Source organism: Roseovarius sp. D22-M7 (assembly GCF_037083785.1).
Taxonomy (GTDB): domain Bacteria; phylum Pseudomonadota; class Alphaproteobacteria; order Rhodobacterales; family Rhodobacteraceae; genus Roseovarius.
The window spans coordinates 1-17,357 of sequence record NZ_JBAPKY010000062.1; the positions used below are offsets into that span (position 1 = coordinate 1).

Sequence of the window (17,357 nt, forward strand, 5' to 3'; positions counted from 1 at the left end):
CCGACCTCGAAAATCGCGAAGCAAAACCCGCTTCAGCGCAACGCCGCCACCCAGAGCCACTATCGCGGAGCGATTTAGTGCATGCGCAGGGAGCGACCTTTGCAAAATTTGGTCCGTTTCCCCTTAGCAGCCCTTCGTGTAGTATGCGGCGAAAGCCGGCTCAGAGCCCACAACGGTCATTCGCTTGTAGCGGTGCCTGTAGGCAGAAACTGCTGCCGGAAGGCGGACGGCGGCAGTCCTGTCCGGCTGCGGAAGTGGTGACGCAATGCGTGCGCGGAGCCGAACCCGACAGCCGTCGAGATCGCATCAATGCCGAGGTGGCCTCCAGACAACAGTGCCTTCGCAGCCTCGACCCGCTCCGTCCTCAGCCAGACGCCGGGTGTCATGCCGGTAGCATTCTTGAAGCGGCGTAAAAACGTCCGAAGGCTCATGCTGCGGTCCCGCGCCATCCGTTCGAGCGGCCAATCCTCGGCGAGTGTCTCACGCATGCGGTCGAGAAGCGGTGCAATCTGGCCTCCCTGATAGACGGGCACGGGCCGCTCGAGGAACTGGGCCTGTCCGCCGGTACGGTGAGCTGGAACGACTAGTCGGCGGGCCACGGAGTTGGCGGCTTCCGCGCCAAAATCCTGCTTAACGATCTCGATCAACAGGTCGATGCCAGCCGCGCTTCCTGCTGATGTAAAGATCCTGTTGTGGCTGCGGTAAAGGGATGCGGCGTCGACTTTGACCTTTGGAAAGCGGTCTTGCAAGGCGCTGGCATAACGCCAGTGGGTCGCGGCCGTTGCACCATCCAGCAGGCCGGTGGCTGCTAGAACGAAGGCGCCAGAGCAGATCGACACCAACCTTGCGCCTCGGGCATGCGCGGCGCGAAGTCGGTCCAACAACGCCTCAGGCACTTCTGCACCTGCGTCCTTCCACCCCGGCACAATGATAATGTCGGCCTCGTCCAGCAGGTCCGGCCCATGGTCGGGCGTCAGGGTGAAGCCGCCGTGCGCGCGCAGAGGTCCGGGGTCGATAGCGCAGCTAGCGAAGCGATACCAAGCCGGTCCCATCTCGGGCCGGTCCAGCCCGAACACCTCAGCCACGATGCCAAACTCGAACGTGCAAAGGCCGTCATAAAGAAGAGCGGAAACCAGTGGCCCCGTGGTTGGCGGGAGAGTAGATACGTTTGGCATGATCTTTTCGGACATTGTCATTCCTGCCAATTGCCACGAATGTCGTCGCCTGGCTATATTCTTTCGACGATTGAGAAAGGATATGCTCATGCCCTCTTCCGTGACTGCAATGCCCGCCGCCTCCAGTGATGACGCAAGGCAGCATTTCGCCGCTGAGTTCACGTTCCAGACCGATTGCTGGGACGTGCATGACGCTCTGTCCAAAGACCCTGACTTTGTCCTTCTGGATGTTCGCAGCTCTTCGCTATATGCCGATGGCCACATCCCGGGAGCCGTCCTTCTGCCGCATGGCAAAATAACGAGATCGAAGGTGAACGCTTGGCCGGAGGACACGCTGTTCGTCACCTATTGTGCCGGACCCCACTGCAACGGGGCTGCGCGCGGGGCGCTGCGGCTGGCCGAATTGGGCCGACCGGTCAAAATCATGGTCGGCGGCATCACCGGCTGGCTTGACGAAGGCTTCGAGGTGGTGACTGGGGAATGAGCCCCCGGCGGACGTGGCCAGACGGCGGCCCACAGGTTCTGCCGACGATCCAAGATCACGCCACATTCGAGCGCGGCGTAGCAGCGTTGCCGCCGGACGTTCTGGATGATCTGCTTCGGCTACTTGAACCCGCGGTTCACTTGTTCGTGGCAGAGATCGAAAAGCTGATCGGCTATTTTGCAATGACCTTGGACTACGCTCCGTGGGAGGGCGCGCGCAGCCTACAGGCGGTTTAGCGTGTGGATCGAGCGGATCATAGGGACGTTTCTCGTGCTTTTCGGTGTCCGCCTCATCTTCGAGAAACGCACATGACAAGCAACTTCAAGGAGCCGGAAAGGTACGTTCTCTGCTGGCTCGCAACCGTGGATTCCAGCAACAGGCCGAATGTTTCTCCAAAGGAGATCTATGACGAAACAAACTCCGACAGGCTTGTAATCGCCGATATCGCCTCGGGGCGCAGTGTCAGGAACATCCGGGCAAACCCTGCGGTCTGTGTCAGTCTGATCGACGTTTTTCTTCAGCGCGGGCGTAAGCTGGAAGGGATGGCTGAAATCATCGCCGCCGATCAGCCAAGTTTCGCGTCGTTGGCTGCACCGCTTCTGGTAAAGACAGGCGGCGCGTTTCCGATCCGCCACGTGATATCCATCTGTGTTGAGCGGTCCTCGCCCATCCTCGCGCCAAGCTATGTTTTCTACCCGGATCGAAGCGAAGCGGAATTGCGCGCAGATGCTTGTCGCACCTATGGGGTGCAGCCGATCCCGAAATGACCGCTTTGTCCGACAGTTCACCAGTTCGCAATCCGCGCAGCGAAGGTCAGCTATCGCAGATTCAGGCCAAGGGCTGTGGGTCCGCTCTGGGCTGACAACGGTCTTTCGCCGCATCAAGCCCGAGCGGCCGCTTCGGTGACTACCGCAACTCGGCCCGCCGGGTCGCTTGCCCCCCCTCCCACGGTTCCTCCATGGCGCTGATCGTATACGGGGGGGCTCAGCGCGCGATTTCGCTAGCGACTGGATTCCTCACCGGGGAATCCACTTGGAATCCACCTCATCGGCTCGACTCGGATTTCTGACTCATTATCAGCAGCTTAGCCGAGGGCCCCGCTGGCAAGGTGGATTCCTCGGAGGAATCCAGGGAAGCCACCTGAACGGAATCCACCCCAGCCGGAAGCCGCCTCGGAAAACCCCTCGCAGGCCCGCCGGGGCGATGTTCAGGGAAGATTTTGATTCCAATGCAAAAAAACCCTTTGACATTTCTAGCCCCCTTGACGTACCCCTTAATAATCGAACAATTGCGCCCGGAGGACACCCCTCGCGGGCGTTTTGCTTTTTTCCTACATCGCGGATCCTGGTGCTGTCGCCGACCGGTCCGGTCGCGCGTCTGCGTCTGTCCGCCTTTCACCACAGCAGAGAACACCCATGGATCTTGTCTTCGCGCCAAGCGAGATCGAGGCGTGGCCGATCGACCGGCTGCGCCCCTATGCCCGCAATGCCAAGATGCACGGCGACGACCAGGTGGCGAAGATCGCCGCCAGCATGGCGCAGTTCGGCTGGACCGTGCCCTGCATGGTCGCCGACGATGGCGAGCTGATCGCCGGGCATGGCCGGGTGCTGGCCGCCACCATGCTGGGGCTGACCGAGGTGCCGGTGATCCGGCTCAGCCATCTGGATGAGGCCGAGCGGCGGGCGTACAGGATCGCGGACAATAAATTGACCGAGCTCGGCGACTGGGACGAGGCGATGTTGCGCGACGAGATCGCGGGGCTGCTGGCCGATGATTTCGACCTCTCGCTGCTGGGGATCGGTGAGGCCGAACTCGACGCCCTCCTGCAGGATCCCGAGGCGCAGGACGGCGACGGCCCGGTCGAGGGCGAGGATGACATTCCCGAAGCGCCGGCCACGCCGGTGTCGGTGCCGGGGGACCTCTGGCAGCTGGGGGATCACCGGCTGATCTGTGGCGACAGCACATCGGCCGATGTGGTCGGGGCGCTGCTGGGCGATGTAAAGCCGCTGCTGATGGTCACCGACCCGCCCTATGGCGTGGCCTATGACCCTGCCTGGCGTAACCAGGCGGGCGCCGCGAAGACCAAGCGCACCGGCAAGGTGCTCAATGACGACCATGCCGACTGGCGCGAGGCATGGGCCCTGTTTCCGGGTGATGTCGCCTATGTCTGGCACGGAGCCCTGCATGCGGCCGAGGTGGCGGAGTCGCTGACCGCCTCGGGTTTCGCCATCCGCTCGCAGATTATCTGGGCCAAGGATCGGCTGGTGCTCAGCCGCGGCGACTACCACTGGCAGCACGAGCCCTGCTGGTATGCCGTGCGCGCCAAGGCGAAGGGCCACTGGGCCGGCGATCGCAAGCAGACGACCCTGTGGCAGATCGCGAGCAAGGATCAGGACAGCGAGACGGTGCATGGCACCCAGAAGCCCGTGGAGTGCATGCGCCGCCCGATCCTGAACAACTCCAACCACGGGCAGGCCGTGTTTGAACCCTTCATGGGATCCGGCACCACGCTGATCGCGGCCGAGACGACCGGCCGGATCTGCTACGGCATCGAGCTCGACCCGGCCTATGTCGATGTCGCCATCGAGCGCTGGCAGTCTTTCACCGGTGAGGAAGCCGTGCTGGTGGAAACCGGCGAAAGCTTCGCCGCACTGAAGGCCGGGAGGCGCGCGGCATGAGCGTGCAGATGCGTCCGAGCCAGATCGAGTTCTGGCCGCTTGAACAGCTCAAGCCCTATGCCCGCAACGCCAAAACCCACGACGCCGACCAGGTGGCGCGGATTTCCGCGAGCATGGCCGAGTTCGGCTGGACCGTGCCCTGCCTGGTTGGTGACGATGGCGAGCTGATCGCGGGCCATGGCCGTGTCCTGGCCGCGGCACAGCTGGGACTGGCGGAGGCGCCGGTCATCGTTCTTAGCCATCTGACCGAAGCGCAGCGCCGGGCGTATCGCATCGCGGACAACAAGTTGACCGAGCTGGGCGGCTGGGACGAGGCGCTGCTGCTGGAAGAGCTGCGCGGGCTGATGGCCGAGGATTTCGACCTCGGGCTGATCGGCATCCATGAGGACGAGCTGGAGGCGCTGCTCAATGATGCGGATAGCGCAGATGATGATCGCACGCCGATCGATGAAGACACTGCCGACACCATCCCCGAGCCGCCGGCCGAGCCCATCACGCAGCCCGGCGATATCTGGGCGCTGGGCAATCACCGCCTGATCTGCGGGGATGCCACTGACGCGGATGTCGTGACCAGACTGATGGAGGGCGCGCAGGCGTCGCTGATGTTCACCTCGCCACCCTATGCCCAGCAGCGTGACTATGGCGCGGCCAAGCAGAAGGTGGGCGATTGGGACGCTCTGATGCAGGGCGTCTTCGCGGTGGCGCCGGTCACCGACGCGGCCCAGCTGCTGGTCAACCTTGGCCTCGTGCATCGCGATGGCGAGTGGATCCCCTATTGGCAGGGCTGGGTGGAGTGGATGCGCAGCTCTGGCTGGCGACGCTTCGGCTGGTATGTATGGGATCAGGGGCCCGGATTGCCCGGCGACTGGAACGGCCGCCTCGCGCCGTCGCATGAGTTCATCTTTCACTTCAACCGCCAGCCCCGAAAGCCGCACAAGACGGTGCCAAGCAAACATGCGGGCGAGACGCTGGGCGGCGGTGGGCTGCGCACCACCGAGGGCCAGGTCAGGGCCAAGACCGGCACTGGCAACGCGATCCAGAGCCACCGCATCCCCGACAGCGTGTTCCGCGTCATGCGCCACAAGGGCGGGCTGGGCGCGGCCGGATCGCACCCGGCCGTGTTCCCGGTGGCGCTGGTCGAAGCGGTCCTTGCGGCCTTTACCGATCCGGGCGACTTGATCTACGAACCCTTCTGCGGCTCCGGCACCCAGATCGTCGCGGCGGAACGCACCGAGCGGCGATGCTTCGCGATCGATCTCGATCCGGCCTATTGCGACGTCGCCGTACGGCGCTGGGAGACCGCGACGGGGCGGAGAGCGCAGCTAGCTGGCCGAGGCGAGATGGTTGATGAAACGGGAATACCGAAGACATGACCAGCAATATCATGCGGTGGCGAACTGGCGATCTGCTGCGCACGATACCGATCCGTCGTGATGACCTGAACCAGGCCATATCGCGTGACGGGTTTCGTCCTGAGCATATGCCGGAGCCGGGAAAAGATCGCTGGTATAGCTGGCGCGACGTCGTGGCAATCGCTGCAGCACAGGAATTGCGCATGATCGGCCATGGGCCAAAGACCGCATTTGGCCTCGTGCAGGAGCATCTGTCGCCATTCCTGTGCTCCAGCGCCGATCAGCCGGGCGACTGTGGCGGGGTACTCTGGCTGATCCATCCGTTTGAGGACGGGCCCGGAAGAAGGAACCGTTGCGAATTTGTTCAAGACACCAATGACGACGCGCTCTTGATCGCATCAGGCAAAAGCGCGTGCATCATCGTCAATGTGGGCCGGATCTCACAGCGCATCCTCGATGAATCGAAGGCCTCGGCGTGAGACGAATGAGGCAGACGCGGCGCATGTCTCTCGTCGAATCCGTCACCAATGTCATTGTCGGCTATGCGCTAGCCGTGGCGATGCAGATCATGGTGTTTCCATGGTTCGGTCTGCAGGTGAGCCTCGGCGAGAACCTGGCGCTTGGCGGGGTCTTCACCGGCATATCGCTTCTGCGCGGTTACACGCTGCGCAGGCTGTTCGAGCACTGGCGGTAGTACTGACGCCACCAGCTTGCCGGAATGGAGATGTGGGCGCGCCAAAAGCCTGATAGGGACGCTGCCATGTTTCGCCTTTTCGACATGCTGGGCCGCTCCGCCGCAATGCGGGCCCTTGATGATGCGCTCCGCGCATCCGGCGTGCATCCGCTTCTCGTCCCGGAGCCCGTGAAGCTGACCGTGATCAAGCTCAACAAGAAACATGCCGGTGTCAGAAATCAGGATGCTGCGTTCGCCGAAGCATCACAGTTGCTGGCCTATTGCATGCTCGGACATGAACAGTTTGCGGCCAGCAACAGCGTGGCCGATGCCGATCGCATCGACGATCGAGTGGAAACGGCACTGGATGACGGTGAAACGCTGGATGCGAAGCTGATCCTGTTGGCGCTGCACGCGGGGCAGATCGCGCCGGACATTGCAGCTCGGATCGATCTCGACGAGGCTTGAGCCCGATCATGCGTCCAGACTGTAGACGGTGCCCCTGTCCGCCTCTTTCCGGGAAGTGATCGCGAGGCCCAGCTTCTTCTTGAGCGCCCCGGAGATCATGCCTCTGGCAGAATGTCCTTGCCAGCCGGTCGCCTCGACGATTTCGCCAATGGACGCCCCCTCGGGGCGCTGAAGCAGCGCAATGATCCGGGCCTGCTTGGTGCCGGCGCGGATGGCCGGAGGCGTCGGGGCTTCGGAAGCCTCCGACGTCGCCGCGGGGTCCGGCTTCGCCTTGCGCGGGACGTTGGTGGCCTTGGGGACCACCGGCTCGATCCCGATCGCCTCCAGCCCGGCCTCGGTCGCGATCAGCGTGGTGCCATGACCATCGCCAGTTTCGCGCCAAAGGGGCTCGCCGCGGCGGATATCGGCATCGACCTCCTCGAGCCAGCCATTGGAAATCATCCGGGCGACGGACATTTTGGCGGCAGCGCCATGCAGCCCCTCGGGCAGCGGCATGGCAAGATTGCCGGGGCGCGTGGCCGCGCGGCTGAGGATGATGGTCTGTGTGTCAGTGAGTTTGGACATCGGGGCCTCCGGTGTGGTCGGGCAACGCGGGATGCGCCGCCTTCTACCGGCATTCGCCCGGCTTACGCGGCCCCACTGGGGCCACGGTCCGGGCTCATCCCGCCATGGTGGCGAGCTGCGCCGAAGGCCGGGCTGGAAAGATCACTCGGCGTGTTCGCCCTCGTTGAAGGCGCTGTCGGTGATGCGCTTGAGGAGGCTGGAATAATGCTCGAGCGTGCCTACTTCGCCCCAGCTGATCTCGTCTGGGTGGCAGTCAAAATGATCGTCGCTGAGCGCCTGCAGGCGCGCGAGCATCTCGTCGATCTCGGCCTTCTTGCCGATGAAAGCGTTCATGGCGGCTTCGCGGTTACGGCGCGCCTTCTCGGCGCGGAGCTGGTGGCGCGGCGTGGTGATCGAATTGAGGCGGGTGGTCATCTCGGTGGCTCCGTATGGTGAGTTGCATCGTCCTTGTGTCACCAGAATCGCTCGACGGGTTCTGAAAGTGTAGGAGAATCAGAGCCATAAAGTTGCTTTCTGATCATTCGGCATCCGGGTTGACCTCGACCCAAGCTCCGGCGAGCCAGACATAGAGATGACAAAGCTCGCGCGTGGGCATTGGCAGGACGGGCGGGTCGCGGGGCGGCTCGAAGCCGTCGATTTCATCCTTGCGGACCTGCCGGATTTCTCGCGCGGCGAGGATGTCCTCGGGCAGCCAGCGCGCCAGCGCGAGCAGCATGTGCGCGGGATACCCATTATAGTGGACGTAGACGTGCGCCCATTCCTCGGGCCCGATCTCGACGGCGATCTGCGCGCGCGTGCTCAACCTCTTGCTCGTTGATCCTGCCGTTCGATCATGGCGAGGATGGTGCAGGCCATGCCGCCGAGGAATTCGCTGCGGCGGAACACGATCTCGTCGAACTCGTTCGCGGTGGTGATGGTCGGCTCGACGGCCAGGCTTTCCGCCATGTGGGGAAGCAGGCGGGCCGCCTCGGCGTTGTAACGTTGGGCGATGGTCATGAAGCTGTCTCCGATCCGGAGCCTGGCGGGGGCGCGATGCCGCCGCCTCGTGGGGACCAGAGTCGCTCGACGGGGACGTGTAATCAACTCGAATGGACGATTTTCCGCGTTTGGTTCCAATGCATTGAAGGCGATCACAGTGCCATGGAAGGTATGCCCGAGCGCGCCTATGCCGACTATGCCGGGCTATCGCGTGGGGCTGTGCAGAAGGCGCGCAAGACTGGACGACTGGTGCTGTTTGCCGATGGCTCGATCGATGCTGCGGCCTCTGATGCCCGGCTGAGCGGGATGACCGATCCCGATCATCAGATGCGCGCGCGGGGTGCCTACCCAGCTTCGGCCGAAGAGGAAGGCGACCGGGTCACGCTGGCCGAGGCGCGCACCACCACGTTCGCGCATCGGCGCAAGGTGTTCATGGTCTCGCGCCGGTGAAGGGCATAGAAGGCTTAAACCGCGCCACGCCCGTGTCGGGGCCGACCTTTTTCGATGCCGCGGTGAACTGGCGCAAGCTGAAACGCGGCGCGCGCCTCTGGACCGTGGCGACCGCCACCTTCAAGGCAGAGACATATCGCTACTTGCGGCTGGACCGCCCAACCGAACCGGACGCGCCAGACCCGGCCGGCACGGTGCATCTGCCGGACTGGGCCGACAGCGAATGGCTCAAGCAGCTGGTGGTCGAGCAGCTGGTCACGATCCGCAACAAGCGCGGCTAGCAACGCGCCCGCGCAGATGGACGGACAGATGATGCAAGACGGCGGCATGATGGGCGGTGACATTTCCGGGATGCAGGGCATGATGCAGATGACGCATCAGATAGGCCCTATGATGGAGGCTGCATCGAGATGATGCAGCAGATGTCGGATGACCCGAGCCAGACCATGCCCGACCGGAAGGGACAACTCATACCAACGGCCCCGGTCCGTGACTCTCGCGGGCTTCTCTTCGGTTCACTGCTGTGATTCCCTTTCATCGAAGCATGGAGGTTTCGATGGCGGTTGCGATCACACGAACGGACCTGTCGGCACGTGAGCTTCGGGTTGCGGCGGCGACGGCGAAGGATGCCAAGGCGGCGCGGCGGATGCTGGCCATCGCGCTGGTGCTGGAGGGGGTGGACCGCAAGACTGCGGCCGAGACCTGTGGGATGGACCGACAGACGCTCCGGGGTGAGGAGGATCGGAAAACCGTCCAGTGGACGGTTTTCCCGACGAACGGGCACCGCTACAACGCCGACGGCTGGAGGGGCTGTCTGACCGCCGCTCGGCCGGGCCGAAGCCGCGGCTGAGCGCTGAGCAGAAGGCCGAGCTGGCACGGATGGTGCGCGGGGGTCCCGACCCTGCCGTGGACGGGGTGGTGCGCTGGCGGCGCGTCGACCTTCAGCGCAAGATCGAGGCGCACTTCGGCGTCACCATGCACGAGCGCACCGTGGGCAAGCAGTTGGCCGCGCTCGGATTTCGCCGGCTGTCGGTGCGTCCGCAGCACCCGAAATCCGATCCCGAGACCCAGGAGGCGTTCAAAAAAACTTTGCCGGGACCGTAACCGACGCCCTGCCGGAGAGCGCCCGGGGCAAGCCCCTGGAGATCTGGTTTCAAGACGAGGCGAGGGTCGGCCAGCAAGGCACGCTCACCCGCATCTGGGCTCCGCGCGGCAGCCGACCACGCGCCCCGCGCGACACCCGCTACACCTGGGCCTACATTTTCGGCGCCGTCTGCCCCGAACGCGGAGCCACCGCCGCGCTGGTCATGCCCAACGTCGACACCGCCGCGATGAATGCCCACCTCGCCGAGTTCTCCCGCACCGTCGCCGAAGGTGCGCACGCCATTCTCGTGCTCGACGGCGCCGGCTGGCACGGGTCCAAGGCGCTTCGCATCCCCGACAACATCACCCTACTGCCGCTCCCGCCATACGCCCCGGAGCTCAACCCGGTCGAGAACGTCTGGGCCTACCTCCGCGCCAACCGCCTCGCCATCTCCGTGTTCGAAACCTACGAGGACATCGTGGCACGATCCTGCGACGCTTGGAACTTCTTCGCCAACGACATCGCCACCGTGCGCTCGATTACCACCCGAGAATACGCTAAAGCGGTCAAAGGCTAAGGCCGTTGGTATCACATGCGGACTTCGCTCTTCGGCGAGTCCCGCGCAAAGTCGTCTCGAAAAGAGCCGATGAAAACAGCAAACACATCCAGGAGGACCCTGCGTCGCGGTCTCTGGACACTGACTGGCGTTGTTGTGCTTGGAGTAGCGGGGGCGCCTTCGTCTGGCAGGCGCGCACACCGCAAGACTTGCCTGCGCCGCGCATAACCGGCGAGGCGGCAACCACCAATGCCTATACCATGGCGATCACCGCCCAAATCAGCGTCATCACGATCCCGAACCGGATCGGCGCGTCGTAGTACCGCGTCAGGCGGCGGGCCGGCGGATCGGGCTGATCGTAAAGCGCGCCGCCCAGCACGAAGACGAGCGCGACGCCGAGGATCATCGCGAGGCCGCCATGCAGCGCCATCGGCCCGTGCCGCGCGACCCCTGCCATGGCGAGGCCAAGCAGCGTCAGCGCGACCGCCAGGCCGAAACCGATCCGGCGTTCCGACAGGGTCAGGGTTGCTGTCATCGCCATCGGGGAAAGTCCTTTTTCAGGTGGCCGGTTCAGACGTCAGCGCGATATCTGCAAGGGTCGAGCGATCGAGGTCCTGCAGGAAGCGCGATTCGGCCACGCGCAGGCGTGCTTTGAGGCGACACTTGCCGTCGATCGAACAATTGCCGCCATCGGCGCCGAAACATTCGACGAGCGGATATCCCTCCTCCAGCGCCCCGACGAGGGCGCCCAGACGGATCTGTTCGGCCGGGCGCGCCAGCATGGCGCCGCCGCCGCCGCCGCGGCGCGTGGCAACGAAGCCGCCATGGGCAAGCTTTTGCATGATCTTGGCCAGGTGGTTGCGCGACAGCCCGAACTCCTCGGCCAGCTCGGCGGTCGAAAAGGCGCGGTCCGGCGCGCCGGCCATGCGCATGAGCATGCGCAGGCCGTAATCGGTGAAGGAGGTCAGGCGCATCGTGGTGGAGCCTTTCAGTGGTCGCGTATTCGGTGATCGTTCTTTGAATAGGTATTTACAATGCCTTTTATCAGGCCTAAAGTGATTTACCAACAGGAAATCGCGAGGGTGTCGATGACGCATACCGACACGTCCCCGATCATCGCCTCTGCGGGTCGAGACCGACATGCGTTATCCGCAGATGCAGTCGTGATCGACGGCATGCATCGGCCTTGGCCACCGGTACCGACCACGAAAGGAGCATATCATGACCCGCCATATTCTCGCCTCTCTCGTCGGTGCCTGCCTGCTCGGGGCGCCGGCGGTGGCGCAGGACGACACCGCGAGCTGGCTGCCCAGCCTGGTGACCGAAACCCCCGCGCAGGGCTTCGACCTGGCGGTCACGATGGCCCGCACGGCGGTCAAGACGACGCAACCCAATGTCGAGACCCTGCACAAGCTGCGCCCCAACTATGCGCACGACCCTGACAGCCTGATCGACGCTTCCGGCGTGGTCGCCGCGTATTTCGCGACGATCGCCGCCGCCAATGATTACTGGCGCGACTGACCGGTCGCCCCGGATGCGAGGCCGCGAATGACCGACACCGCTTTCCCGATCCGCCTCGCACGGGTCCATGACGATCTGTCGGACCTGCCCGGCGCGCGCCTGCTGGTTGATCGCGTCTGGCCGCGCGGCATCGCGAGGGCGGCCTTGCAACTCGATGACTGGATCCGCGAGGCCGCCCCCTCGACTGCGCTGCGCACCTGGTTCGGCCACGATCCCGCCAGGTGGGCGGCGTTCCGCGAAAGCTATCTGGCCGAGCTTGGCGACACCCCCGAGGCGGTCGACCGCTGTCTTGCCTGGTGCCGGGCGGGGCCGGTGATCCTGCTCTTCGCCGCGAAGGACCGCGATCACAACCAGGCGGTGGTGCTGCGCGAGCACCTTCGCGAAAGACTGACACGAGAGGACGCGACATGACCGCCGATGACGCCCGCCGCTACGCCTCGCCGCCCTGCATGGCGGCGGATATCGCGCCGGGATATTTCGATCCGCAACAGCCGAGCGACGTCGCACGCTGGCGCCGGGCCGAGCGGGCGCGGCTGCGCCCCGCGCGGCAGGCGATGCGCGTGCAGGACCGCCGCGCGGCAGCCGCTGCGCTGACCGGACACCTTCGCGATCTTCTGGCGGCCCGGTTCGGCGACATGCGCGGGCGCGTCGTCTCGGCCTACTGGCCGATCAAGGGCGAACCCGATCTGCGCCCGCTGATGGAAGAGCTGAGTGCGGCCGGCGCGACCGTCGCGCTGCCGCTGGTCGAGGTGAAGCACGCGCCGCTGGTCTTCCGCCACTGGACGCCCCAGACGCGCATGGTGCGCGGCGACTGGAACATTCCCGTCCCGCCGGACGACGCCGTGGCAGTGACCCCCGAAATCACTCTCGCGCCGCTGATGGGCTGGGACATGGCGGGCTACCGCCTCGGCTATGGGGGTGGGTATTTCGACCGGACGCTGGCGGCGCTGTCGCCGCGTCCCGTCACCATCGGCGTGGGGTTCCAGGCAGCAAAGCTCGACACCATCCATCCGCAACCGCATGACATCGCGCTCGATGTCATCGTCACCGAGGCCGGTCTGCAGGTCGACAGGGACGCGCCATGAGCAGCACCGCCGCGCAGATCCGCGCCTGGCACGGGCCGGCGATCCTGACCTACGGGTTTCGTCCGTTCTTCCTGGGGGCCGCGCTCTGGGCCGTGCTGTCGATGGCGCTATGGGTGCCGATGCTGGCCGGGCGGGTGGTCCTGCCCACGGCCTTCGACCCGGTCAGTTGGCACGCGCATGAGTTCCTCTTCGGCTATCTCGGGGCCGTCGTGGCGGGGTTCCTGCTGACCGCGGTGCCGAACTGGACCGGGCGGCTGCCGATCGTCGGCTGGCCGCTTGGCGGGCTGGTGGCCTTGTGGATCGCGGGCCGCGTCGCGGTGGCGGTGTCGCAGACGCTGCCACCGGTCGCCGTTGCCGTGGCCGACCTGTCTCTGCCGGTCGTGCTGGCTGCGGTGCTGGCGCGCGAGATCGTGGCGGGCCGCAACTGGCGCAACCTGATCGTTCTTTGCATGCTCGCCGTCTTCGCCGCCGGCAACGCGCTGTTCCATTGGGAGGCGGCGCGAGGCGGCTATGCCGCGCAAGGCCATGGCCTGCGCCTCGGGCTCGGGGCGGCGCTCATGATGATCGCGGTGATCGGCGGGCGGGTCGTGCCCTCGTTCACCCGCAACTGGCTGGTCAAACGGCAGCGCGCGCAGTTGCCGACTCCGCCGATGCAGGGCTTTGACAAGGCGGCGCTGGTCGTGTTGCTCGCAGCCCTCGTCCTGTGGGTGATCTGGCCACTGCACGCAGCGACGGGCGCCGCCTTGCTGCTGGCAGGTGCGCTGCATCTGGGGCGTCTCGTCCGCTGGTCGGGACATCGGACAGCGGCAGAGCCGCTGGTCCTGGTACTGCATGCGGGCTATGCCTTCGTGCCGCTGGGGGCGCTCGCGGTTGCGGCCGAGATCCTGATGCCCGGCAGCCTGGGGATGGCCGGCGCACAGCATCTCTGGATGGCTGGGGCGATCGGGCTGATGACGCTGGCGGTGATGACGCGCGCCACCTTGGGCCATACCGGGCAGGCGCTGAGCGCCGGGCCGGGCACCGTGGCGATCTATGCCGCCCTTGTGGTGGCCGTGCTGGCGCGGCTTGCCGCCGGTTTCTGGCCCGGGATCGCCGGGGCGCTGCATATCGGCGCAGGGCTGGCCTGGATCGCCGCCTACGGCGGGTTCGCCGTGGTCTATGGCGGCGCGCTGTTGCGCCTGCCGCCGAACAAGCGCATCTGAGGCGGCACGGCGATGGGATGGGTCGAATTCGCGGCGGCCTACACGGTCTTTTTCCTATCGCATTCGATCCCGGTGCGCCCGCCGGTGCGGCCTTTGCTGCAGGCGCGGCTCGGGCGGGCCGGGTTCACCGTCGCCTATTCCGTGCTGTCGCTGGCGGTTCTGGCCTGGCTGATCGTCGCGGCGGGTCGCGCGCCTTACGTCCCCCTCTGGGGCTGGGCCCCGTGGCAGAACCATGTGGTGCTCACGGTGATGCTGCCGGTCTGCCTGATCCTCGGGCTGAGCATCGCGCGGCCCAACCCGTTCTCCTTCGGCGGCGCGCGCAACCATCGGTTCGCGCCGAGACACCCCGGCATCGTCCGCTGGACGCGCCATCCGCTGCTGGTCGCGCTGGCGCTATGGGCGGGCGCGCATGTCGTGCCGAACGGCGATCTCGCGCATGTCATCCTGTTCGGCACCTTCGCCGCGTTCGCCGGCCTTGGCGGGCGCTTGATCGACCGGCGCAAGCGGCGCGAGATGGGCGGGGACTGGGACCGGCTGCGCGATGCCGCAAGGGCTGCGCCCACCGTTTCCGAGCCAATATCGCTGGCCACCGCCATGCGTCTCGCGGCGGGTATCGCGCTTTATGTCGGTCTGATCGGGCTGCATCCCTATCTGTTCGGGGTCAGCCCGCTGCCCTGACACGGCCCCACTTACGGAGCTGACGTCCAAACTTGAATTGGGTGCGTAACACAGCGCGACTTGGAAGTCTTCTCGTGCTATGATTTCATCATCGTCGTTCACTGCAGAGATCCGCCATGCCAGCCCTGACGCCAGACAACCTGACCATCGAAACATTCGAAGCTCGGATGTCATTGCGCCGACGTATGTTCGGGCGCTCTGGGGTCAGCGTCGCGGCGCTGAGCGCCTCGCGCGATCTGGCACCCTTCGTTCGTGAAAGCGTCCACACCTGTCTTGCCTGTGAGTCCAGTGAAATCTGCGCGGCCTGGCTCGACAGCGCGTCTACACATACGGGCGTGCCGGCGTTCTGCGCCAACAGGCAGCTTATAAGGAAGCTTGCGAAAGAGGATCCCGACGTGCCGAGCGTTCCCTGAGAGGTCGGCCAATCCATCGCGACTCACTCTTCAATATCCTCGATCCACGTCTTGGCGGCGACGGCGCGCGGCAGCCCCAGCGGCCCGATGGCGAGCATCGCGACCTGATGCAATGCGGCTTTCTCGATCCCGTCCGACATCGCGCGGCGGGTATGCGAATGCACCGCCCCTTCCGAGCCTGCGCCGATGGCAAGCGCCAGCTTCACCAGCCGCTTTTCGCGATCCGTCAGCGGGCCGCAATCAGCCGTGGCCTTGCCGAGTGCCGCGTAGGCGTTCCAGATCTCGGGATAGTCATCGGCGAGATCGCCGGCGGCACCGGGCATGGATTTGCTCATGAGGGTCTCCTTCATGTTGTCGAATCGTCGATCAGCGGGGTGGGTTTCGCGAGACTTTCGAGGTCGGCGCGATCGTTGATGTTGACGCGCGCGCCGTCGACGGCCACGCCGTAATTCTGCAAGGATTTGAAGGCGCGGCTGAGGTTTTCCGGCGTCATCCCCAGAAACGAGGCGAGGCGGCGTTTGTCGAAGGGCAGCTCGAAGCCGGGTACGCCGCCCGCGCGCCGTTGTTGACGCAACAGGAAATTCGCCAGCCGTTCGAGCGAGCTGCGCAGCTTGAGGTCTTTCTGGGCCTTGACGACCGAGCGGTAGCACTGGGCGAGTTCGCGCACCACGGCGCGGGCGAACTCGCCATCCGCGTCGAAGGCCGCGCGCACGTCCTCACTGGGGATCAGGATGATGCGGCTTTTCTCCAGCGTACGGGCCGACATCAGGTACCGCGCGTCGCGGATCGTCGCGGCCAGGATGAAGGTCGAGATCGGGCGCACAGTGGCCATGCTGGTCTCGCGCCCGTTCCAGCCGGCATAGAGATCGACCGCCCCGGACACCACGACATGCAGGAAATCCGCAGGATCGCCCTCGGTGATCAGGTCGACCTGGGGTGGGAAGCCTTGCAGATAGGCCGCCTGGACGAGAGTGTGAAAGCTGTCCTCGGCCATCGAGCGGAAGAGGTCAAGGTCCCGAATCGCGGGGATATCATCGGATCTCATCGCGTCCTTCCGTTCACTCTTGGCGTGTCTCGGCAGATAATTGATAATTGTCAAGCTATCATTTGATTTCGACCGCCGCGCCTTCCCAACTCGTTCAAGTCGCGTCGCGACGGATTTCGTATCCCGAATTATTTGGCAGGCCGGCGCCGCGCAATTTGACTTAGGTCAAGAAAGTCTCCCGCTCCGCCGTGTTTCGTCAACCGCGAACGTCACCCAGGATCAACCTCAGGAGACCCTCATGCCAACGCGCGACGGCGTCACACGCACGGACCAGTACCGTGCCTTGGGACTGAGCACCTTTGCCTTCACGGTCTGCTTCGCAGTCTGGACGATCTTCTCGATCATCGGCGTGCAGATCAAGGAGGACCTCGGGCTCAACGACACGCAATTCGGCCTGCTGGTTGCAACGCCGGTGCTGACCGGGTCGATCAGCCGCATTTTCCTCGGCGTCTGGACAGAGCAGTTCGGCGGGCGGGTCATGTTCCCGCTGCAGATGCTGGTCACGGCGGTCGCCGTCTGGCTGCTGACCAGTGTCCAGACCTACGAGATCTTCCTGCTCGCCGCGCTCGGTCTCGGGCTGGCCGGCGGGTCGTTCATCGTGGGCGTCGCCTATACCTCGCGCTGGTTCGAGAAGGAGCGTCAGGGCACCGCCCTGGGCATCTTCGGCGCCGGTAACGTGGGCGCGGCGGTGACGAACTTTGCCGCGCCGTTTCTGGTGGTCGCGCTTGGCTGGGAAGGCACGGCGCGCGTCTATGCCGTGGTCCTCGCCGTGACGGCGGTTCTGTTCTTCGTGCTCGCCAAGACCGATCCGGTCCATGAAGAGCGCAAGCGCACCGGCGGCGGGCCGGTGTCGACAGCCGATCAACTGGCGCCGTTGAAGAACATCCAGGTCTGGCGCTTTGCCACCTATTACTTCTTCGTCTTCGGCGCGTTCGTGGCGCTGGCCAGCTT

The 17,357-nt window shown here is 65.1% G+C and carries 24 protein-coding genes and 2 pseudogenes; 17 read left to right on the plus strand and 9 right to left on the minus strand.

Annotated elements, in window-relative coordinates; translation table 11 throughout:
- Positions 1–176: 176 nt before the first annotated feature.
- A complete protein-coding gene (gene ftrA / locus V8324_RS18500) occupies positions 177–1,190 on the minus strand; it encodes a transcriptional regulator FtrA (protein WP_336421391.1) in 1,014 nt (337 codons plus the stop codon).
- 73 nt (positions 1,191–1,263) lie between these two features.
- On the opposite strand from ftrA, the gene V8324_RS18505 reads away from it, so the two are divergent.
- From V8324_RS18505 to V8324_RS18535, 7 genes are all read left to right on the plus strand, one after another.
- The gene (locus V8324_RS18505) at positions 1,264–1,659 is read left to right on the plus strand and encodes a rhodanese-like domain-containing protein (protein ID WP_336421392.1); all 396 of its coding nucleotides are present in this window, start codon (positions 1,264–1,266) and stop codon (positions 1,657–1,659) included.
- A 308-nt stretch (positions 1,660–1,967) separates the two neighbouring features.
- Complete coding sequence (locus V8324_RS18510) at positions 1,968–2,426, plus strand: pyridoxamine 5'-phosphate oxidase family protein (protein ID WP_336421393.1); 459 nt, start codon at positions 1,968–1,970, stop codon at positions 2,424–2,426.
- A 648-nt stretch (positions 2,427–3,074) separates the two neighbouring features.
- Positions 3,075–4,337, plus strand: a complete 1,263-nt coding sequence (locus V8324_RS18515; RefSeq protein WP_336421394.1) for a site-specific DNA-methyltransferase — start codon at positions 3,075–3,077, stop codon at positions 4,335–4,337.
- On the plus strand, positions 4,334–5,710 hold the full coding sequence (locus V8324_RS18520; protein WP_336421395.1) for a site-specific DNA-methyltransferase: 1,377 nt from the start codon (positions 4,334–4,336) through the stop codon (positions 5,708–5,710). The genes V8324_RS18515 and V8324_RS18520 overlap by 4 nt, the downstream gene beginning before the upstream one ends.
- Positions 5,707–6,168 carry a hypothetical protein gene (locus V8324_RS18525; protein WP_336421396.1) on the plus strand — a complete coding sequence of 154 codons (462 nt, stop codon included), beginning with the start codon at positions 5,707–5,709 and terminating at the stop codon, positions 6,166–6,168. Before V8324_RS18520 ends, V8324_RS18525 begins: the two co-directional genes overlap by 4 nt.
- Positions 6,169–6,173: 5 nt before the next feature.
- Entirely contained in the window at positions 6,174–6,383 is a 210-nt protein-coding gene (locus V8324_RS18530; RefSeq protein WP_336421413.1) for a DUF7220 family protein, read from the plus strand.
- A 66-nt stretch (positions 6,384–6,449) separates the two neighbouring features.
- On the plus strand, positions 6,450–6,830 hold the full coding sequence (locus V8324_RS18535; protein WP_336421397.1) for a hypothetical protein: 381 nt from the start codon (positions 6,450–6,452) through the stop codon (positions 6,828–6,830).
- Positions 6,831–6,836: 6 nt separating this feature from the next.
- Here the strand turns inward: V8324_RS18535 and V8324_RS18540 are convergent, their stop codons facing one another.
- The 4 genes from V8324_RS18540 to V8324_RS18555 all read right to left on the minus strand — a co-directional run bounded on the left by V8324_RS18540 (position 6,837) and on the right by V8324_RS18555 (position 8,390).
- Positions 6,837–7,394 (minus strand): DUF3489 domain-containing protein, encoded by a 558-nt coding sequence (locus V8324_RS18540; protein WP_336421398.1) that lies wholly within the window; start codon positions 7,392–7,394, stop codon positions 6,837–6,839.
- 141 nt (positions 7,395–7,535) lie between these two features.
- A complete protein-coding gene (locus V8324_RS18545; protein WP_336421399.1) occupies positions 7,536–7,808 on the minus strand; it encodes a hypothetical protein in 273 nt (90 codons plus the stop codon).
- Between the two features lie 103 nt (positions 7,809–7,911).
- Complete coding sequence (locus tag V8324_RS18550) at positions 7,912–8,196, minus strand: hypothetical protein (protein WP_336421400.1); 285 nt, start codon at positions 8,194–8,196, stop codon at positions 7,912–7,914.
- Entirely contained in the window at positions 8,193–8,390 is a 198-nt protein-coding gene (locus tag V8324_RS18555; protein ID WP_336421401.1) for a hypothetical protein, read from the minus strand. The genes V8324_RS18550 and V8324_RS18555 overlap by 4 nt, the downstream gene beginning before the upstream one ends.
- A 309-nt stretch (positions 8,391–8,699) precedes the next feature.
- Between V8324_RS18555 and V8324_RS18565 the strand changes: the two genes are divergently transcribed.
- The 3 genes and pseudogenes from V8324_RS18565 (at position 8,700) to V8324_RS18575 (ending at position 10,483) form a co-directional block, all read left to right on the plus strand.
- Positions 8,700–8,822, plus strand: coding sequence for a phage terminase large subunit family protein (locus tag V8324_RS18565; protein WP_336421414.1), 123 nt, complete (start codon positions 8,700–8,702; stop codon positions 8,820–8,822).
- Positions 8,786–9,100 (plus strand): annotated as a pseudogene (locus tag V8324_RS18570) (terminase gpA endonuclease subunit); the annotation flags it as partial. The gene V8324_RS18565 and the pseudogene V8324_RS18570, both read left to right, overlap by 37 nt.
- A gap of 278 nt (positions 9,101–9,378) precedes the next feature.
- Positions 9,379–10,483: pseudogene (locus tag V8324_RS18575) on the plus strand (IS630 family transposase).
- 232 nt (positions 10,484–10,715) lie between these two features.
- On the opposite strand, the gene V8324_RS18580 reads toward V8324_RS18575, so the two are convergent.
- Positions 10,716–11,003, minus strand: a complete 288-nt coding sequence (locus V8324_RS18580) for a hypothetical protein (protein WP_336421402.1) — start codon at positions 11,001–11,003, stop codon at positions 10,716–10,718.
- Positions 11,004–11,019: 16 nt separating this feature from the next.
- Positions 11,020–11,436 (minus strand): Rrf2 family transcriptional regulator, encoded by a 417-nt coding sequence (locus V8324_RS18585; protein ID WP_336421403.1) that lies wholly within the window; start codon positions 11,434–11,436, stop codon positions 11,020–11,022.
- 247 nt (positions 11,437–11,683) lie between these two features.
- Between V8324_RS18585 and V8324_RS18590 the strand changes: the two genes are divergently transcribed.
- The 6 genes from V8324_RS18590 to V8324_RS18615 all read left to right on the plus strand — a co-directional run bounded on the left by V8324_RS18590 (position 11,684) and on the right by V8324_RS18615 (position 15,361).
- Positions 11,684–11,983, plus strand: a complete 300-nt coding sequence (locus V8324_RS18590; RefSeq protein WP_336421404.1) for a hexameric tyrosine-coordinated heme protein — start codon at positions 11,684–11,686, stop codon at positions 11,981–11,983.
- 27 nt (positions 11,984–12,010) lie between these two features.
- A complete protein-coding gene (locus V8324_RS18595; RefSeq protein WP_336421405.1) occupies positions 12,011–12,394 on the plus strand; it encodes a DUF488 domain-containing protein in 384 nt (127 codons plus the stop codon).
- Entirely contained in the window at positions 12,391–13,068 is a 678-nt protein-coding gene (locus V8324_RS18600; RefSeq protein ID WP_336421406.1) for a 5-formyltetrahydrofolate cyclo-ligase, read from the plus strand. The genes V8324_RS18595 and V8324_RS18600 overlap by 4 nt, the downstream gene beginning before the upstream one ends.
- Positions 13,065–14,270, plus strand: a complete 1,206-nt coding sequence (locus V8324_RS18605) for an NnrS family protein (protein WP_336421407.1) — start codon at positions 13,065–13,067, stop codon at positions 14,268–14,270. The genes V8324_RS18600 and V8324_RS18605 overlap by 4 nt, the downstream gene beginning before the upstream one ends.
- A gap of 12 nt (positions 14,271–14,282) precedes the next feature.
- Entirely contained in the window at positions 14,283–14,948 is a 666-nt protein-coding gene (locus V8324_RS18610; RefSeq protein WP_336421408.1) for an NnrU family protein, read from the plus strand.
- Between the two features lie 116 nt (positions 14,949–15,064).
- Entirely contained in the window at positions 15,065–15,361 is a 297-nt protein-coding gene (locus V8324_RS18615; protein ID WP_336421409.1) for a DUF6455 family protein, read from the plus strand.
- 23 nt (positions 15,362–15,384) lie between these two features.
- Here the strand turns inward: V8324_RS18615 and V8324_RS18620 are convergent, their stop codons facing one another.
- Both V8324_RS18620 and V8324_RS18625 read right to left on the minus strand, forming a co-directional pair.
- The gene (locus V8324_RS18620; RefSeq protein ID WP_336421410.1) at positions 15,385–15,696 is read right to left on the minus strand and encodes a carboxymuconolactone decarboxylase family protein; all 312 of its coding nucleotides are present in this window, start codon (positions 15,694–15,696) and stop codon (positions 15,385–15,387) included.
- A gap of 11 nt (positions 15,697–15,707) precedes the next feature.
- On the minus strand, positions 15,708–16,406 hold the full coding sequence (locus V8324_RS18625; RefSeq protein WP_336421411.1) for a helix-turn-helix domain-containing protein: 699 nt from the start codon (positions 16,404–16,406) through the stop codon (positions 15,708–15,710).
- 238 nt (positions 16,407–16,644) lie between these two features.
- Between V8324_RS18625 and V8324_RS18630 the strand changes: the two genes are divergently transcribed.
- Positions 16,645–17,357: MFS transporter (locus V8324_RS18630; protein ID WP_336421412.1), on the plus strand; the 713-nt coding region annotated here is incomplete at its 3' end.

What these genes read in the sequence shown, in the direction of transcription:
- ftrA (WP_336421391.1), bottom strand. Translation starts at nt 1,190, where the DNA reads ATGTCCGAAAAGATCATGCCAAACGTATCTACTCTCCCGCCAACCACG.
- V8324_RS18505 (WP_336421392.1), top strand. Translation starts at nt 1,264, where the DNA reads ATGCCCTCTTCCGTGACTGCAATGCCCGCCGCCTCCAGTGATGACGCA.
- V8324_RS18510 (WP_336421393.1), top strand. Translation starts at nt 1,968, where the DNA reads ATGACAAGCAACTTCAAGGAGCCGGAAAGGTACGTTCTCTGCTGGCTC.
- V8324_RS18515 (WP_336421394.1), top strand. Translation starts at nt 3,075, where the DNA reads ATGGATCTTGTCTTCGCGCCAAGCGAGATCGAGGCGTGGCCGATCGAC.
- V8324_RS18520 (WP_336421395.1), top strand. Translation starts at nt 4,334, where the DNA reads ATGAGCGTGCAGATGCGTCCGAGCCAGATCGAGTTCTGGCCGCTTGAA.
- V8324_RS18525 (WP_336421396.1), top strand. Translation starts at nt 5,707, where the DNA reads ATGACCAGCAATATCATGCGGTGGCGAACTGGCGATCTGCTGCGCACG.
- V8324_RS18530 (WP_336421413.1), top strand. Translation starts at nt 6,174, where the DNA reads ATGAGGCAGACGCGGCGCATGTCTCTCGTCGAATCCGTCACCAATGTC.
- V8324_RS18535 (WP_336421397.1), top strand. Translation starts at nt 6,450, where the DNA reads ATGTTTCGCCTTTTCGACATGCTGGGCCGCTCCGCCGCAATGCGGGCC.
- V8324_RS18540 (WP_336421398.1), bottom strand. Translation starts at nt 7,394, where the DNA reads ATGTCCAAACTCACTGACACACAGACCATCATCCTCAGCCGCGCGGCC.
- V8324_RS18545 (WP_336421399.1), bottom strand. Translation starts at nt 7,808, where the DNA reads ATGACCACCCGCCTCAATTCGATCACCACGCCGCGCCACCAGCTCCGC.
- V8324_RS18555 (WP_336421401.1), bottom strand. Translation starts at nt 8,390, where the DNA reads ATGACCATCGCCCAACGTTACAACGCCGAGGCGGCCCGCCTGCTTCCC.
- V8324_RS18565 (WP_336421414.1), top strand. Translation starts at nt 8,700, where the DNA reads ATGCGCGCGCGGGGTGCCTACCCAGCTTCGGCCGAAGAGGAAGGCGAC.
- V8324_RS18580 (WP_336421402.1), bottom strand. Translation starts at nt 11,003, where the DNA reads ATGGCGATGACAGCAACCCTGACCCTGTCGGAACGCCGGATCGGTTTC.
- V8324_RS18585 (WP_336421403.1), bottom strand. Translation starts at nt 11,436, where the DNA reads ATGCGCCTGACCTCCTTCACCGATTACGGCCTGCGCATGCTCATGCGC.
- V8324_RS18590 (WP_336421404.1), top strand. Translation starts at nt 11,684, where the DNA reads ATGACCCGCCATATTCTCGCCTCTCTCGTCGGTGCCTGCCTGCTCGGG.
- V8324_RS18595 (WP_336421405.1), top strand. Translation starts at nt 12,011, where the DNA reads ATGACCGACACCGCTTTCCCGATCCGCCTCGCACGGGTCCATGACGAT.
- V8324_RS18600 (WP_336421406.1), top strand. Translation starts at nt 12,391, where the DNA reads ATGACCGCCGATGACGCCCGCCGCTACGCCTCGCCGCCCTGCATGGCG.
- V8324_RS18605 (WP_336421407.1), top strand. Translation starts at nt 13,065, where the DNA reads ATGAGCAGCACCGCCGCGCAGATCCGCGCCTGGCACGGGCCGGCGATC.
- V8324_RS18610 (WP_336421408.1), top strand. Translation starts at nt 14,283, where the DNA reads ATGGGATGGGTCGAATTCGCGGCGGCCTACACGGTCTTTTTCCTATCG.
- V8324_RS18615 (WP_336421409.1), top strand. Translation starts at nt 15,065, where the DNA reads ATGCCAGCCCTGACGCCAGACAACCTGACCATCGAAACATTCGAAGCT.
- V8324_RS18620 (WP_336421410.1), bottom strand. Translation starts at nt 15,696, where the DNA reads ATGAGCAAATCCATGCCCGGTGCCGCCGGCGATCTCGCCGATGACTAT.
- V8324_RS18625 (WP_336421411.1), bottom strand. Translation starts at nt 16,406, where the DNA reads ATGAGATCCGATGATATCCCCGCGATTCGGGACCTTGACCTCTTCCGC.